This is a genomic window from Mycobacterium sp. NPDC050853 (genome assembly GCF_040653875.1).
Taxonomy (GTDB): domain Bacteria; phylum Actinomycetota; class Actinomycetes; order Mycobacteriales; family Mycobacteriaceae; genus Mycobacterium.
In genome coordinates this window covers 1-14,172 of sequence record NZ_JBFAGW010000009.1, presented here as the reverse complement: position 1 = coordinate 14,172, position 14,172 = coordinate 1, and the positions used below count along the sequence as shown (strand labels likewise).

Here is a 14,172-nt window from a genome sequence, read left to right as displayed (position 1 = left end):
ATCAGACGAAGACGGAGTAGCCTAGCGGTAACCCTGCATATTCGAATCCTGCATATTCCTCAGCGTTGACGCGACGGATTATGCCAGTCGTTACGTCTCGGGGATTCTGATTCCGAGGGCCCCAGGACTGAATCACGGCGGAGAAGATGCGCCGTCTACACAAGTTTGGCTCGGATTGCAGTGTCGATGGCGATGTCGTCACGCGCGATAGCCCGCAGATCGTCGCCACCCATGAGGATGAGGTTGAGTCGCTTACCTGCGATGAGGGCGTCGATGGCGTCGGGAGAGGCGACCAGTCCGGCCAGGCCCGCCCCGACAACGATGACGTCAGCGTCCATGGCGCTAACGCTATCGGCTAGCACCTCGGGCTCAGACGTTCACTTCAATGGCTCGAGCGTGAAGGTGACGTCGACACCGCCCACGGTCATCGTCACCTGACCTTCCATCACCATCACCTGCGCCGCGACCCGTCGATCGACAGTCTGAGCCAGCTGCTGCACCGGCTCATGCGGTATCTGCACCACAGACAGGTTCGGCAGCCCCGCCACTTTGGGGCCGACGGTGCGCCACCAGGTGGCCACTCCGGCGGCGAACGGGAACAGCACCACCTGGTCGGCCTGGCTGGCCGCCTTGCCCAAGGCGCGTCCATCGAGCTGGCCAACGTTGATCCACTCTAGGATCCGGCCCGTGTAGTCCGCGAGCCGCAAGTCCGGTACACCAGGGGTGGACAGGCCCGCCCCGAACGCCAACTCACCGTCGACGTCGCTGAGCCGGTGTGCGCGCAGCCCAAACGCCAACAATCGCACCACCATCCGCTCATCGGTCTCACTGGGATGACGGGCCACGGTCAGCGTGTGATCGGCGTAGTAACCGTGATCGACATCGGAGACGCCAAGTTCGACTTTGAACACTGTTGCAGAAAGAGCCACGTCATATTGTCCACCCAGGTGGTGTTCCCCGAGCAGTCAGGCCGCTTGGAGTGGTCAGGCCGCGGCGCTAGCCGTCGGATCGAGTCGCCACCGATAGACCCCTGGCACGCATCATGCAGCAACGCCAGGTCAACCGCGTCGAGGACGGCCCGCCGCGGCCCCGGCTTGGGGCGGTGGCCTACGTGCCGTAGCGCCAAGGAGGCAGCGTGTCCCGTCGAACGGTGCGAAAGACGAATTACCCTTGTCTGCGGCTTATCCCGCGTCACGGTGGGGCAGTATCAGAAGCGGACGTGTCCGCACTTCGTGTGAATAATTAACTACTACTGGTAACCCGCCATATTCGATCCCGCCGTATTCCTCGCGATGCGCAGCTGTGAATGGGAGATGTGACAGGGGATAGGCGCGGACTGCTGGCCAGATCGCCACCAGCGGCCGGACCAGAACTGGTATCGCTCTGCGGCTTTAGGGTCGCTGGGGTCCGCTCACGGGATCGGCGCGTCGTGGGGGAAGGTCTTCGAGGGACTACCTCCGGGTGGTTGCCGGACCCCGCCAACCACCCGGAGTTCACCCTGGCTGCGTTGTGACGGTTCACGCGACACTGCTGGCGATCGCGATAACCAGCCCGCCCAGATTCAGCACTCCGACAGGGTCGCGTAGATTCTTCGAGAACGATCCGAGCACCCAACGCAGCATTCAACGAAGGCCATCATGTCCGAGGATCAGAACACAGACATTCCACCGAATCACCTCTCCATCGATCCGCGCAGCGCCTTCTATAGCGAAGAGGTGCTTCGCCGCGATGTGGGGATTCGCTTTAATGGCGCCGACAAAACCAATGTTCACGAATACAACGTGGCCGAGGGTTGGGTGCGTGTTGAAGTCCCTACCGCGAAGGATCGCCACGGAAATCCTATGATCGTCAAGCTCAGTGGCACGGTTGAACCTTACTTCCGCTGAGCGGAATAGCCGACGCCCAGCAGGAGAACGAGGCCCAGCCCCAGAGACGCGCATTCACCAAGCGCGAACTTCAACACTTCTTCGACCATGCCAGCGGTGGCCGGCAACAGGCCAGGCACGGCCTGGACACGGGCAGAATGGCCTACCGGCGGCGAATCGGTCAGGACCGGCCACATCAGTGCTTGGATCTATTTAGCGCATACTCAACCTTGGTGACGATCCACCGGTTCTTCTGGTACTCGAGAGTGGTGGCCCAGGTCCCGTGCGTGGTCTGCGGTGCAGGGTTTCTAGGTGTCGTTACCGACCAGGCGATCTGTGACTCAACGCGGGCGTTGGTACCGGAGCACTCGACCTGCTTGCTGGTCAGCTCGGCGATATGCGAGACGTATCGATCTGCGCCCGGAATCGTGCTGACGGAGCGAAATGCCTGTTCGGACTGTGTGTAGACCTCAGGGGATAGACGCTCCTTGAGCGCGGGCAGGTTCTGATCTGCGAGACCGGTGAACTCGAAGCTCAGGTGGGCAACCTCCTCGGCGGCGGCGACCGTGGTGTCGCAGTGGTTCGAGGCGCGTCGGATCACGAGGTAGGCGGTGGTGCCCCCCGCGATCACTAGTACTGCGACAGCTGCGACTACCGCCCATCGCATCCGGCGGTTCCCGGACGACGCGGCTGAAGGCGTCGGTGCCGGCAAGGTCGAGGCAGCGTTCTCCGATTCAGCAGGCTGGCCAGACTGTATGCCCGGCACTGCGGGTCCGCCGGCAGCTAGCGGTGCAGCAAGTTCTGCTACCAGCGTGCGCAGCTGGCCATCGTCGTCGAGATCGATCTGCTGCTTGAAGGCCTGGTCGGCCACTGCCGTCACCTGGTCGCGGCTGATGGTTTGCCCCGTCAGCGCGATGATCCGCTGGGAAAGCTCAGCGAGCCGGTCGTGCACAGTCATGCGCGCTACCCTAACCACTCCTTCACCGTCCCTGCGGCCACCGGGATCCATTTGAAGGGGCAACCTGTGTCGACACGATGCTTACCGATCCGGAGCACGACCAAAAACATTGCGTTACAGGGCAGTGGGAGAAGCAAGACTCAACGGGCCGCCGATAGACCCAGATCAACCACCCAATCTCGGAACCGTCAGCCGCCAGCCAGGGCAGGGGTCGATCATGTATCCGCTCCAACAACCAGACTTCTAACTGACATAATGTGTCTTATCGGCATTAGATATGCGCAGAACAGGCGCGCACCTGCGCATATGGCGCACGCACGCGCCCTACCCTCCTGGTCGGACACGCACCGTAGCGGCTCCCACCGATGGACGTCGCACTGACTGCGCCTAGCGCAGCCACGCCGGCGCCAGCCGGCACCCACCCTGCGCCTTGGATTCCGGAAACCTATCGGGCGCAACAGAATTGACGGTTTAAACCACTCTTGAATGGTCCAGCCTACACACCCTCAAAACGTCACTGTGACGATATTCCAACGCCGGAGTTTCAACGAACCCAAGCCGTTCGCAAGCAGAACAACCGCGCCCGACGATCAACCAAGGCGGAACTCGGACTAGCCAGAAATGACATCAACACAAACCTTTTCGCGATCCCAGTTCCCTCGGTGACTCATCTGCCGCCCAACAACGTTCCGTTGTGCCCGTTTGAATACTTCGAGGAATCGCACCCGGTGTTTGTCATATGCGAGCCGGTCCGTGAACCTAAGCTTGAGCCATCGCACAAACCGTCACAGAACTACGCTACCCCACCGCCAGCCCTCCCCTACACGCCCGGCAGTATTACGTCACAGTGACGAATATATCCCGAAGGCACTTGCCCCACAACATCTTTGGCCGCCAAAGTTTCAACGACACCACAGAAGCCTCGGGCACCACACGACCTGTCGGACCCTCAGCGGAACGGCGGTACGTTCACCATCCGGGCCCCGGAAGCCAAGCCCACCGGAAAATTGACAATCAGGATCGGCGTGGGCAGGCGCAACCTCTGCTGCCGCGATCGCCGTAATTGCCAATATCGCTGCGATGTAACAGGTTCGGGACATTTCCTTGCTGCGGCCGAATAGTGAAGAAAAGGACGTGTGCCGCCCGGACTATCCACAGCGCTCTTTGAAATCAGCTGCTGGTTGCCGGATACCTTGAAGGTCCTCTTTGACTTGGGGATTGGCCTCGGCGTAGTCAGCCATCGCAGCGCGAATCTGGTCTTTGGGGCGCCCTTTGAGTGTCGTGAAAAAGTCATTAACCTCCGGGTGAGTGAAGAGGTAGGCCGAAGTAGCCGCGGAGACCCCGGACATGACACCAGCCAGATCAGCGGCGGTACAGTTCGGCGGCGGTTCGGCCTGAGCGCTTACCGCGATGCCGATCAGCATGGCGCCAGCCGCCGCACCGGCTGTGAGCGCTCCGACTATGCGACGGGCCGGATGGGTTGGGTGCATCATGATCACTCCTTGTCGGATTCGATTGGCGTAAAAGATTTTTCGCTATTCTCGAATGCAGGTCACCGTGGTCCGATTCCTCCGCCAGGACGGTTCGGGCCGCCAGGCCCGCCGGGACGGACAGGCCCGCCGCCGGGATAAGGCGGCCGGACCGGCGGATTTACCTCGGTGATGACGCTGAGGCCCCAATCGTCGCAGTACCAGTCGTACTCGCAGGGATACGGGACCATGGGACCCTGAAACCCGGGCCCGTTCCCCCCGCCGGAGCCGCGCACATCACCTTGCGCGCACAACGTGCCGCCATCGGTGTTCACGCACTCTGCGGAAGCTGGCGAAGCGATCGCGATCCAGAACGGCGCGACGACCGGTACCAGTCCCAGAATTAGGTAGCGACGTATCCGCATTGCTTTCCCCTCTCACTCTTGAAAGATCAGAAAGGCCAGAACATCGTCGTAAAGCACAATATCTCTTAATGTGCGAATGCGGCGGCGGAAGGATGTAGAGGCTGAGAATCCTCAAAAACGTCGCTACCTTCAACTTCCAGATCCCGGACTAGGGCCATCGATCGTCCCCGGTAACCACCATCAACGGGCATCCGTGCTTACCTCGGCCATGGACCGCAGCAGGTGACGCAGAATGACGGCCCATCCAGAAACGAAACTTCTCCACGGTTCCAATCTGCCCCGCGACTCATCTGCCGCCGCTAACGGCGTTCCACCATACTCGTTGAACACTTCGAGAAACCGTGCTTAATACCTGTTGCGTGCAGTTCGATGGGTAAAACCGAAGCTGTCCAACCTAATACACCGCCATTGGCCGAGGCTTACCCCACCAGGACATTACGTCACGGTGACGAATGGATCTCGAATCACGTTGCCCCACAAGATCTTCAATACAATCATGGGGCTCTGCTATCCGTTGTGCGATGCAAGGCGGCGCTGAACCAATTGCAAAGCGAGCCTATTTGAGGTGGTCGGCAAGTGCGCCTTCCTCGCCAAACAGTTTCTCTTGCCATGTGCGGACTAGCTCGGTGCGGTCGATGTCATTGGGGTGGAATCCAACTCGGTTGTATTCACGTATCCGTACTAGGAACTGGCGACTAAAGAACGGTGAGTGCCATACCGTATTGATACTCCGGATCAGCCGAATCGGATTGTACGTAGCACGATCCCTCAGCATGGAGATCGCGGTGGCACAGAACAGAGTCGCCATGCCACCGGCAATTAGCAGTCGCATCGTCCAGATTCGCATCGTTTCGGTTCCGCCGGCAACGCGGTAAACATCGAATGCCACCGCCTTGTGTTCGCTCTCCTCCAACGCATGCCACAGCAAGATTGAGCGAACCTCGGTGTCACCCAAAAGTTCCCGAGCTTCCGGGTCTTCCAACAGGGTTTCCGCACCGGCCGCAGTGAAGTGTTCCAATGCGGCGGTCAACGCCAAGGAGTACAGCTTCGGCATGTGCCGGAATACTCGCGAAAGGTACTTCTGCACAAGCCATTCGATCCCGCGCGTTGGGTAACCCATCTCGTACAGTTGATCATTCAGAATCCGATGTTCGCGTCCGTGGGTGACCTCTTGTCCGGTGAACCCCCGCACTGCAGCCTGCAACTCCGGCTCCGTGACCTGAGCCGAGAAATGCTGCACCGACCGGATGAAGAACTCCTCCCCCTCGGGAAACACCGCGGAGAGAACGGCAACCATGTGACTCATGATCAGGTCGCCCTTGACGTAGTGACGATCCAACGTCCCAGCTGAGTATCGGAACGCGACACGGCGAACTCTAATCTGATTCTGCGTAGCCACACCACACCTCCACACCATTGGCCGCGCTCCAATATTCTGGTATCGACGGTATATCTAACTTGAACAGTGCACAAGCGTTCACCGAAATCAGATGCCGATGTGCACCAACACTGAGGCGGAAGACGGCCTCAGTTTTGGCCCGCGTGGAGTTAATCATCTGATACTTCTGGACTCCTACCGGACGATGAAAGATGTTCGCCCCAAGTCGATCTCACGCCACCCGCTTATCGAAGTTTGCCCACGGCCCACCGCCCGACGAGTCGGCCCAGGGGCGGCCGGTTAGCGAGGATCGGGCACAGCCGTAGCGGTTACTCGCGCGAGAGGAAAGACTTTGCGGAGGATTTGGAGGTCACCTTGGAGGCTGCTCGCAGCGAGCGCCTGCTCGATCGTGAGGGCGCCGGCCGCGAGCCCAAGAACGATCTCTGGTGCGGCCGTGAGAATTGCGCCCGGCTGGCAGTGGTCCTGGACTACACGCGGGCCGTCCCTGTCGACCCGCAGGACGGTGAGGGAACCCTCGATTTCGAAACCGAGTTCGATCGAGGGCTTCGCGGTTACACCGCGAAGCAGCGCCGGCAGCGCGACTGCCAGCCAGCGCGGTTGAAACGAATCGCCGTCACGTCCTCTCATCATCAATGGGGCGCCCCACCTAGCAAGCGCTTCGATGGGTTCGCGAAGCCCCGCGCCCCACGGCGTCAGGGTATAGAAGACTCCTACGTCCCCTAGGCGCCGTTCGACAATCCCGACGGCCTCCAGGGTTCGCAATCGTTCCGCCAGGAGGTTGGTGGCTATTCCCCGTAAGGACGCAACGAGCTCGTTGAAGCGCATCGGACTGGCGAGCAGCTCGCGCACGATCAACAGGTTCCAGCGGTCGCCAACGATATCCAAGGCCCGCGAGACACCACAGAACTGTCCGTAGGAACGACCGACATTGTGCTTGACCTTTTCCATTTGAGTTGATTATATCAAGTGACGCTGAGATGCCGCCGCGCAAAGCGAACATCTCCCCCGGTGTTCCGACGATCAAGGAGCCACGACATGGAAATCAACTGGCTGGCCGCCGCGCCCGCATTGGTGGTCGGCATGGCCGTAGCCGCCGCGTGGTACAGCAAGATCGGCTTTGGACTCGTTTGGTGGAAGCTGACAGGCATAACTCCGGAACAGTCCAAGAAGGCCAGCAGAAGGAACATGGTCCAGCTCCTCGTCGCGAACGGCGTCACAGCGGTCGGGCTGGCGGCCGGCATCGGGATCGCGGCGGCGGCGTTTGGTGATGATTCAGTGTGGCTGGCGTTGTTTGTTGGGTCCGTGGCGTGGTTGACCTTCTCGGCCACCACGCTCCTGCAGCACAACGCTTTCGAGCTGAAACCCCCGAAGTTGACCCTCCTCAACAGCGGCTATCAGCTGGTGTTGTTCCTCAGCATGGCGCTGGTGATTGGGGCGCTTTAGACACGTACCCCCACCGGCAGCCCTCCCCCACAGCTGCGGTCATTTGTCACGGCGACGAATGTACAATGAGTTATACTGCCCCACAGCCATTTTGATGAATCTGCTCCCGGAGGATGTCACCGTGACCTGCGTGCCTGGCGAATTCTTCGATCATGGAGAGCAGGGTCCACCGCATGCTGACCTTGCCCTCACGGGGATTGTCCTTGGTGTCGTCGAGATCGAAGCGGGACGCGATCACACGTGATCGTTCACTTGCGCGCTCGAACTCGGCGATGACGTCGGTCAGCGACTCATCGTCGGCGACGGCGAAGGTACCCTCGTCTCGCTTGGAGTATCCGTCGCATTCGAATTCCTCGAGTCCTGCCCAGAACCGTTGGAACCAAATCCGTTCCGCGGCGGCGGCGTGCTTGATCAATGAAATCGGTGTCGTCAGCGACGTCACCAGTCGTCGACGCGCGTCGGCATCGGTCAGGCCGCGGACGGTTTCGATCAGCGCTTCACGGTTGTGGTCGAGCATGTCCTCGATAATCACTCGCTCAGTGCCGTCGGTAATTCGGTTGGTAAACATGGACTTTCACTCCATTCTGTTGTCTGATTGAGACCCATTCGGTCGGTATTGGTGAGGCTGAAACGCGAGGTGGCGGTTCGGCGATCGATCTCCGAAGAGCGACGATGCATCGGTCGTCAGAGAGAACCGAGAAGTAAGAGGGGCATACGATCCGCTCGCCGCGCGGATTGCGGACTGAGCGTGGGTATTACGGGCCTGCATCGACATGGCAGCCCGTGCCTGCCCGGCGGCACTGCCGCTTAGAGTGAGTGTGTCATAGATTTTGGTGCAGCCCTAGTCGCGGGCAAGCTCGCGTAGTTCCGGCTCTGGGTCCCCATCGAGTGCTGTAGCACGAATATTGCGGTACCCGAAGGCGATACCGACGATGATCGCGGCCAGGAGCGCTGCAGAAGTACCCCAGGTTCCGAGTGCCAAGCCGCCTTTCTCCAACGGCTTGGACAGGAAGTCGCCGACCGTAGCCCCCAGGGGCCGTGTCAGGATGAATGCCGCCCAGAACAGGAGAACGCCGGAGATATTGGTGAGATAGTGGGCGGCCAGGATGGCAGCCATGATGGTGCCGATTAGCGCGGCGCTGCCCCAGTAGCCCAGCCCGGAGCTGTCGGCAAGGTAGTCGCCCAATGAGGTACCCAGGGTGTTGGAGAGCAAGATGGCTGCCCAGTAGAGCCCTTCACCGCGCAGGGTGCTGATGTTGGCGACGTTGAAGGTTTCGCGGGTTAGTTTCCAGACCAGGAACACGACGGCCAATCCGGTGATCAACAGAGCCGCCCCAACGCCGTAACCCAGGCCGCCATCGGTGTCGGTGTCCGAGCCGGGACCACGGTTGATCAGGTCGGACATCGTCGTCCCCGCGGTACTGGTCGCTGCGATCACCGTCCAGTACAGGGCGGGATGAAACTGGCGGGCACGCAGCTGAGCAACCAGACTCACCAGGAAGATCGCGAGGAACAGGATCGAGGCGGCCGCATAGCCAAGCCCCAGGGTTTGGGCGATCAAGTCTCCGCCCGTCTCCCCGAGCGTGGTCGCGGCAATCTTCAGGACCCAGAACAACACTGTGACCTGAGGAAGCTTGTAACTCGATACAGCCATGAACCCGCCAAGTCTGTCGTAGGTATCAACGATTTCCGTCCGCACCGTAGCCGCGGGGCGCTGAGGATCCGCTGAGAAGCAAGAGGTTGTCGACGCTCAGCGTCTTCACAGCAACCAGGTGCGAACCTGATGTCATCACCGGGCGATTTCAACCCGATAAACCAGGTATCCACGGAAAGGCCAGATGTCATGAATTCCCGGCGAGAAGCAGCAACCTTGATCGTTGGCGCCCTGATGCTGTTCGGGGCGGCCGCGACCGTGGCCGAAGCACAAGAGCGGGCACACGAGCGCGCAACTACATCGGTGAGTGAACCTGCACTGGCGCCGAGCACCACGCATCCCGGACTGTAAGACTAACGGCGGCGGCCAGGTCGGCTCCCGGAAAGGTGCACGGTGCGGGTTCTGCTCGTCGAGGATGAACCGCTGCTAGCGGAAACGGTAACCGCCGGTCTGCGGGCCGAGGGGTTCGTCGTGGTCACGGTCGGCAACGGGGTGGACGGGTTGTGGCAGGCCACCAACGAACAATTTGACGTGATCGTGTTGGACATCATGCTTCCGGGCCTCAACGGCTACGAGGTGCTGCGCAAGATGCGGGCCGCCGAAGTGTGGACTCCGGTGCTGATGCTCACCGCCAAAGACGGCGACTACGACCAGACCGACGCCTTCGATCTAGGCGCCGATGACTATCTCACAAAGCCTTTCTCGTTCATGGTGCTCACCGCGCGCCTACGCGCTCTGGTGCGCCGCGGAGCACCCAAACGCCCGGTAGTGCTCACCGCAGGCGAGGTGTCGCTCGATCCCACTCGCAAGGTCGTCGAGCGGGCCGGTATACCGGTGTCATTGACACCGCGCGAGTACGGTCTACTGGAATACCTGCTGCGCAATAAAGACACCGCGGTCACGAAAACCGATATCCTGCAAAATGTTTGGGATAGCCACTACGACGGCCCGGACAACGTGGTCGAGGTGTATGTGGGCTATCTGCGCCGCAAGATCGGCGCCCACTTGATCATCACAGTCCGCGGTGCGGGCTATCGGCTCGAATCGGGCGAATTCGCCAACGGCAACTGAACGGTCATCACCGTTCCGCCGCCAAGGCGGTCACCAATGTCCACCGTGCCATCATGTGCGGCAACGATTTCGGCGACGATCGCCAACCCGAGCCCGCTGCCACCGCCCTGCCGTGAGCGATCGGCATCCAGGCGCACGAATCGTTCAAACACCCGGTCCCTCTCGGCAAGCGGGATACCCGGCCCGTCATCGGACACCTGCAGATATGCGCTGCCGCCATCGGCATGCACCACAATCGAGACTTCCGTGGCGGCATGCCGAGCCGCGTTATCGGCAAGATTGCGCAGCAGCCGCGACACACCAAGCGCATCACCGACCACCTTAACCGGCGCCAGCCGCGCCGAAACCTGTAGCGGGGTTTCACGTTTAAGCCGCGCCACCTCGACCCCGGCCAAATCATCGAAGTCGATCTCGGCGCGGCGCATCGGCAGCCCATGCTCATCGGCCCGGGCTAGCAACAGCAGATCCTCCACCAACGACTGCATACGGTGAGCCTCGGGCAACAACGCCGTCTGCACCAGGGTTCTGTCGAACACCTCGGGGTGTGTCTGCGCGATCTCCAGCGCCGAAATCACCGTCGCCAACGGGCTTCTCAACTCATGCGAGGCGTCCCCGACGAACCGACGCTGTGCCGCGTGCCCGGCTTCGATCCGGCTGAGCATCTCGTTCATCGTCACGGCCAGCGCCGAGATCTCATCGGCACGGTCAGGCACCGGCACACGCTCACCCAGATCAGAGGTGCTGATCTGGGTGACTCGGGAACGAATCGCGTCCACGGATCGTAATGACCGCCCCACCAGTAGATACGTCGCCACCGCCGCGACCACGGCGACGACCGGTGCGGTGATCGCCAGCATCGTCGCGACCGTCGACACCATCGACTCGATCGGCTCAATACCGCCACCCACCAACACCGTGTACTGGCCCTTACGGCCACTGACCGTCGCGGTGGCGACCCGAATGTCATCGTCGGAAGTGGCCGGAACACCCACCTGGGGATCACGAGATTTGCTGTCTTGCAACGTCATCAACGGCTCTTCGGATGCCGATCCCGAACGTCGCACCACTTCGCCGCTGCTGTCGATGACCTGAACAGCCACGATCCGCTGATCGGTGGCCAGCAGCACCGATTCCAGCTCATCCGGCGGTTCCTTACGCAGCCGCTCAGCCACTGCAGCGGCGCGAGCCTTGGCCGCATCATCGACATCAGCACACATCGAGCGATACAACAAAGCCACCGAGGCCGCGCCCACGATCACCAGGCTGGCCAGCACCACCACCGCCGCCACCAGCGCCGAACGGATCGCGATCCCACCACACCAACGCCGCAACCGACCGAGCACTGCAAGCATGACCATGCGGACTTTCACCATCGGTCCAGACCTCGCGCCGTCGTGTCCGGATGCCGCATCACGCACAACGACCACATCCAACAATCATGCAGGTGCTAAGACCGCCCAGGTACTGGCGGTACCGGCATAGGCGCTACCGGGGACGTGGCTGACGGCCGGTCACCACGATCGGGAGCCGGGCGTACATCATCACTGGACTTACTGTCGTCATCGTTCCGGCGTTCGACCTCATCGGAGTCGCGGCCTCGATGTTCGCCACCTTCACGTTCACGGTCTGCACCATCGCGTTCGTATGAACGAGACTCGCCATGGCCGTGACCATCTCGGCCATACTCATCCCCGAACTCGCTACCGGCCCACACGCCCGCACCAAATGTCAGCGCCAACACGGCCACAACGGCGGCCGCAGCTCCCGCGATCGTCAACGACCGCACGAGCGGCCCACGCCGCCTCGTACCAGGTGCCTGCGCCGGACCGGTGGTGCCAGCGGTCGGTATCGGGTCGCTGGTATCGAGATTCGGATCAGCAGGTTGTTCAGGCGATTCGCTCGCATCATCGATATTGGACATGCCGCAACAATGCCCACGAGCCGCTGAGACTTCGCTGAGAACGGGCGCCCGGCAGCACGCCAGCTAGTTACTGCGTTTGGTACCCGTGATCGTCATGAAGGACGTGCCAGGGATTCGCCTGACGGCGGTTTCGCCTGGTCAGACGGCCCAGCCAGCGAGAAGCCTAGAAAGTTCAACGGCGGATGTCGAGAACGACGCGATGGCTCCGTCCTGGGGGTGAACGACCAACTAGGGTCAGTGGTCCGGAGGGACAAGATTGGAGTGAAGTCATGGCGAAGTACCTGTTGCTCAAGCATTATCGAGGTGCGCCGGCGGCCGTCAACTGCGTGCCGATGGACCAGTGGACGCCAGCCGAGATTCAGGCGCACATCCAATACATGAACGACTTCGCGGAACGGTTGGAAGGCACTGGCGAGTTCGTCGACGGCCAGGGCCTGGCACCGGAAGGTGTCTGGGTCCGCTCCGACGGCGAGGGCAAGCCCCCGGTGACCGACGGCCCATTCGCCGAGACCAAGGATTTGATCGCGGGCTGGATGATCATCGATGTCGACTCCTACGAGCGCGCCGTCGAGCTTGCCGGGGAATTGTCCGCCGCGCCCGGCGCCGGCGGCGAACCTATCCACGAGTGGCTCGAGGTTCGGCCGTTCTTGACCGCCCCGCCGACCGTCACCGACTAGATGGCTGCTGACGCGGTAGACGAGGGCCAGCTGCGGGATCTGATCCCGGGTGTCCTGGCTGCCCTCGTCCATCGCGGTGCAGACTTCGCGACAGCCGAGGACGCTGTGCAAGAGGCACTGATCCGTGCTTGGGAAACCTGGGTGACGGGGTCCGCTCAACCTCCCGACGAACCCAAGGCTTGGCTGATCACCACCGCGTGGCGTCGGTTTATTGATCTCGCCCGATCCGACACCGCGCGGCACCACCGCGAAGTCCTGGCCGCCGACGATCCGCCACCCGGACCCGTTGCGTCCGTGGATGAGACGCTGCGGCTCTACTTTCTGTGCGCGCACCCGAGCCTCTCCCCTACGTCGGCTGTCGCGCTGACGTTGCGGGCCGTCGGCGGCCTTACCACCCGTCAGATCGCACAGGCGTATCTTGTGCCCGAAACAACGATGGCCCAACGGATTTCGCGAGCCAAACGGATGCTGAACGAGGTCCGGTTGGATCGCCCCGGGGATCTGCGCACAGTGCTTCGGGTGCTGTACCTGGTGTTCAACGAGGGGTATAGCGGGGATGTCGACCTCGCCGCGGAGGCTATCCGGCTGGCGCGGCAGCTGGCCGCGACTACAGATGACGTGGAGGTCGCGGGCCTGCTCACCCTGTTCCTGCTCCACCACGCCAGACGCCCGGCTCGCACCCGCGCCGACGGCAGCCTCGTGCCGCTGTCCGATCAGGATCGCGGCCGGTGGCGGCGTGACCTGATTACCGAGGGCGTGGCCGTGCTCCAGGCCGCGCTGGCCCGCGATCGCCTCGGGGAGTATCAGGCGCAGGCCGCGATCGCGGCCCTGCACGCCGATGCGCAGACCGCCGAGGAGACGGACTGGGTGCAGATCGTCGAGTGGTACGACGAGCTGGTCCGACTCACCGACAGCCCGGTCGTACGGCTTAATCGCGCGGTCGCGGTCGGCGAAGCGGACGGACCACGGGCGGGACTCGCCGCGCTCGACGAACTCGACCCGGCGCTCCCCCGGTTCACCGCATCATCCGCCTACCTCCACGAGCAGGCCGGCGACCTCGCCATATCGGCGCGGCTCTACGTTGAGGCCGCCGAGCAGGCGCACAACCTCGCCGAGCGCAACCACCTGACGCTCCGAGCGGCCACACTCCACCAGCGACTCTCGGACGGAGACTGCTGAAAGTCGGTTCTCCGTCTCAGATGGGGTCGCTGCTGGAGTAGCTATCGGTCTGTTGGCGCGCACCGTAGCGCTCGGCATATGCCTCATGCTTGCGTGCGTTTTTCTCGCGGT

General features: G+C 61.9%; 16 protein-coding genes. 6 read left to right on the top strand and 10 right to left on the bottom strand.

What is annotated here, in order from left to right:
- Nucleotides 1–155: 155 nt before the first annotated feature.
- Complete coding sequence (locus AB0H22_RS22410; protein WP_358149094.1) at nt 156–338, bottom strand: hypothetical protein; 183 nt, start codon at nt 336–338, stop codon at nt 156–158.
- Between the two features lie 39 nt (nt 339–377).
- Nucleotides 378–929 (bottom strand): YaeQ family protein, encoded by a 552-nt coding sequence (locus tag AB0H22_RS22405; RefSeq protein ID WP_358149092.1) that lies wholly within the window; start codon nt 927–929, stop codon nt 378–380.
- A gap of 708 nt (nt 930–1,637) precedes the next feature.
- On the opposite strand from AB0H22_RS22405, the gene AB0H22_RS22400 reads away from it, so the two are divergent.
- Nucleotides 1,638–1,886, top strand: a complete 249-nt coding sequence (locus tag AB0H22_RS22400; protein ID WP_358149089.1) for a DUF3297 family protein — start codon at nt 1,638–1,640, stop codon at nt 1,884–1,886.
- A 175-nt stretch (nt 1,887–2,061) separates the two neighbouring features.
- Here AB0H22_RS22400 and AB0H22_RS22395 read toward each other — a convergent pair whose 3' ends face one another.
- The 4 genes from AB0H22_RS22395 to AB0H22_RS22380 all read right to left on the bottom strand — a co-directional run bounded on the left by AB0H22_RS22395 (nt 2,062) and on the right by AB0H22_RS22380 (nt 7,064).
- A complete protein-coding gene (locus AB0H22_RS22395) occupies nt 2,062–2,823 on the bottom strand; it encodes a hypothetical protein (RefSeq protein WP_358149086.1) in 762 nt (253 codons plus the stop codon).
- Between the two features lie 1,148 nt (nt 2,824–3,971).
- Nucleotides 3,972–4,316 carry a heme-binding protein gene (locus tag AB0H22_RS22390; protein WP_358149084.1) on the bottom strand — a complete coding sequence of 115 codons (345 nt, stop codon included), beginning with the start codon at nt 4,314–4,316 and terminating at the stop codon, nt 3,972–3,974.
- Between the two features lie 957 nt (nt 4,317–5,273).
- Nucleotides 5,274–6,134 carry a metal-dependent hydrolase gene (locus AB0H22_RS22385; protein ID WP_358149082.1) on the bottom strand — a complete coding sequence of 287 codons (861 nt, stop codon included), beginning with the start codon at nt 6,132–6,134 and terminating at the stop codon, nt 5,274–5,276.
- Nucleotides 6,135–6,395: 261 nt separating this feature from the next.
- The gene (locus AB0H22_RS22380; RefSeq protein ID WP_358149079.1) at nt 6,396–7,064 is read right to left on the bottom strand and encodes a helix-turn-helix domain-containing protein; all 669 of its coding nucleotides are present in this window, start codon (nt 7,062–7,064) and stop codon (nt 6,396–6,398) included.
- Nucleotides 7,065–7,151: 87 nt separating this feature from the next.
- Here AB0H22_RS22380 and AB0H22_RS22375 point away from each other — a divergent pair, with 87 nt between their 5' ends.
- On the top strand, nt 7,152–7,559 hold the full coding sequence (locus AB0H22_RS22375) for a DUF1761 domain-containing protein (RefSeq protein WP_358149077.1): 408 nt from the start codon (nt 7,152–7,154) through the stop codon (nt 7,557–7,559).
- A 70-nt stretch (nt 7,560–7,629) separates the two neighbouring features.
- Here AB0H22_RS22375 and AB0H22_RS22370 read toward each other — a convergent pair whose 3' ends face one another.
- The gene (locus AB0H22_RS22370) at nt 7,630–8,127 is read right to left on the bottom strand and encodes a DinB family protein (RefSeq protein WP_358149075.1); all 498 of its coding nucleotides are present in this window, start codon (nt 8,125–8,127) and stop codon (nt 7,630–7,632) included.
- 273 nt (nt 8,128–8,400) lie between these two features.
- The gene (locus AB0H22_RS22365) at nt 8,401–9,213 is read right to left on the bottom strand and encodes a hypothetical protein (protein WP_180750254.1); all 813 of its coding nucleotides are present in this window, start codon (nt 9,211–9,213) and stop codon (nt 8,401–8,403) included.
- Between the two features lie 129 nt (nt 9,214–9,342).
- On the opposite strand from AB0H22_RS22365, the gene AB0H22_RS22360 reads away from it, so the two are divergent.
- Together AB0H22_RS22360 and AB0H22_RS22355 are read left to right on the top strand one after the other, a co-directional pair.
- On the top strand, nt 9,343–9,564 hold the full coding sequence (locus tag AB0H22_RS22360; RefSeq protein WP_180750255.1) for a hypothetical protein: 222 nt from the start codon (nt 9,343–9,345) through the stop codon (nt 9,562–9,564).
- A 42-nt stretch (nt 9,565–9,606) separates the two neighbouring features.
- Nucleotides 9,607–10,284 (top strand): response regulator transcription factor, encoded by a 678-nt coding sequence (locus tag AB0H22_RS22355; RefSeq protein ID WP_180750256.1) that lies wholly within the window; start codon nt 9,607–9,609, stop codon nt 10,282–10,284.
- Here AB0H22_RS22355 and AB0H22_RS22350 read toward each other — a convergent pair.
- Both AB0H22_RS22350 and AB0H22_RS22345 read right to left on the bottom strand, forming a co-directional pair.
- A complete protein-coding gene (locus AB0H22_RS22350; protein WP_358149072.1) occupies nt 10,245–11,657 on the bottom strand; it encodes a HAMP domain-containing sensor histidine kinase in 1,413 nt (470 codons plus the stop codon). The two genes, AB0H22_RS22355 and AB0H22_RS22350, sit on opposite strands and share 40 nt — an antisense overlap.
- Nucleotides 11,658–11,769: 112 nt before the next feature.
- Complete coding sequence (locus tag AB0H22_RS22345) at nt 11,770–11,973, bottom strand: hypothetical protein (RefSeq protein WP_358149070.1); 204 nt, start codon at nt 11,971–11,973, stop codon at nt 11,770–11,772.
- Between the two features lie 501 nt (nt 11,974–12,474).
- On the opposite strand from AB0H22_RS22345, the gene AB0H22_RS22340 reads away from it, so the two are divergent.
- Together AB0H22_RS22340 and AB0H22_RS22335 are read left to right on the top strand one after the other, a co-directional pair.
- Complete coding sequence (locus AB0H22_RS22340; RefSeq protein ID WP_358149067.1) at nt 12,475–12,882, top strand: YciI family protein; 408 nt, start codon at nt 12,475–12,477, stop codon at nt 12,880–12,882.
- Nucleotides 12,883–14,061 (top strand): sigma-70 family RNA polymerase sigma factor, encoded by a 1,179-nt coding sequence (locus AB0H22_RS22335; protein ID WP_358149065.1) that lies wholly within the window; start codon nt 12,883–12,885, stop codon nt 14,059–14,061.
- The last annotated feature ends 111 nt before the right edge of the window (nt 14,062–14,172 follow it).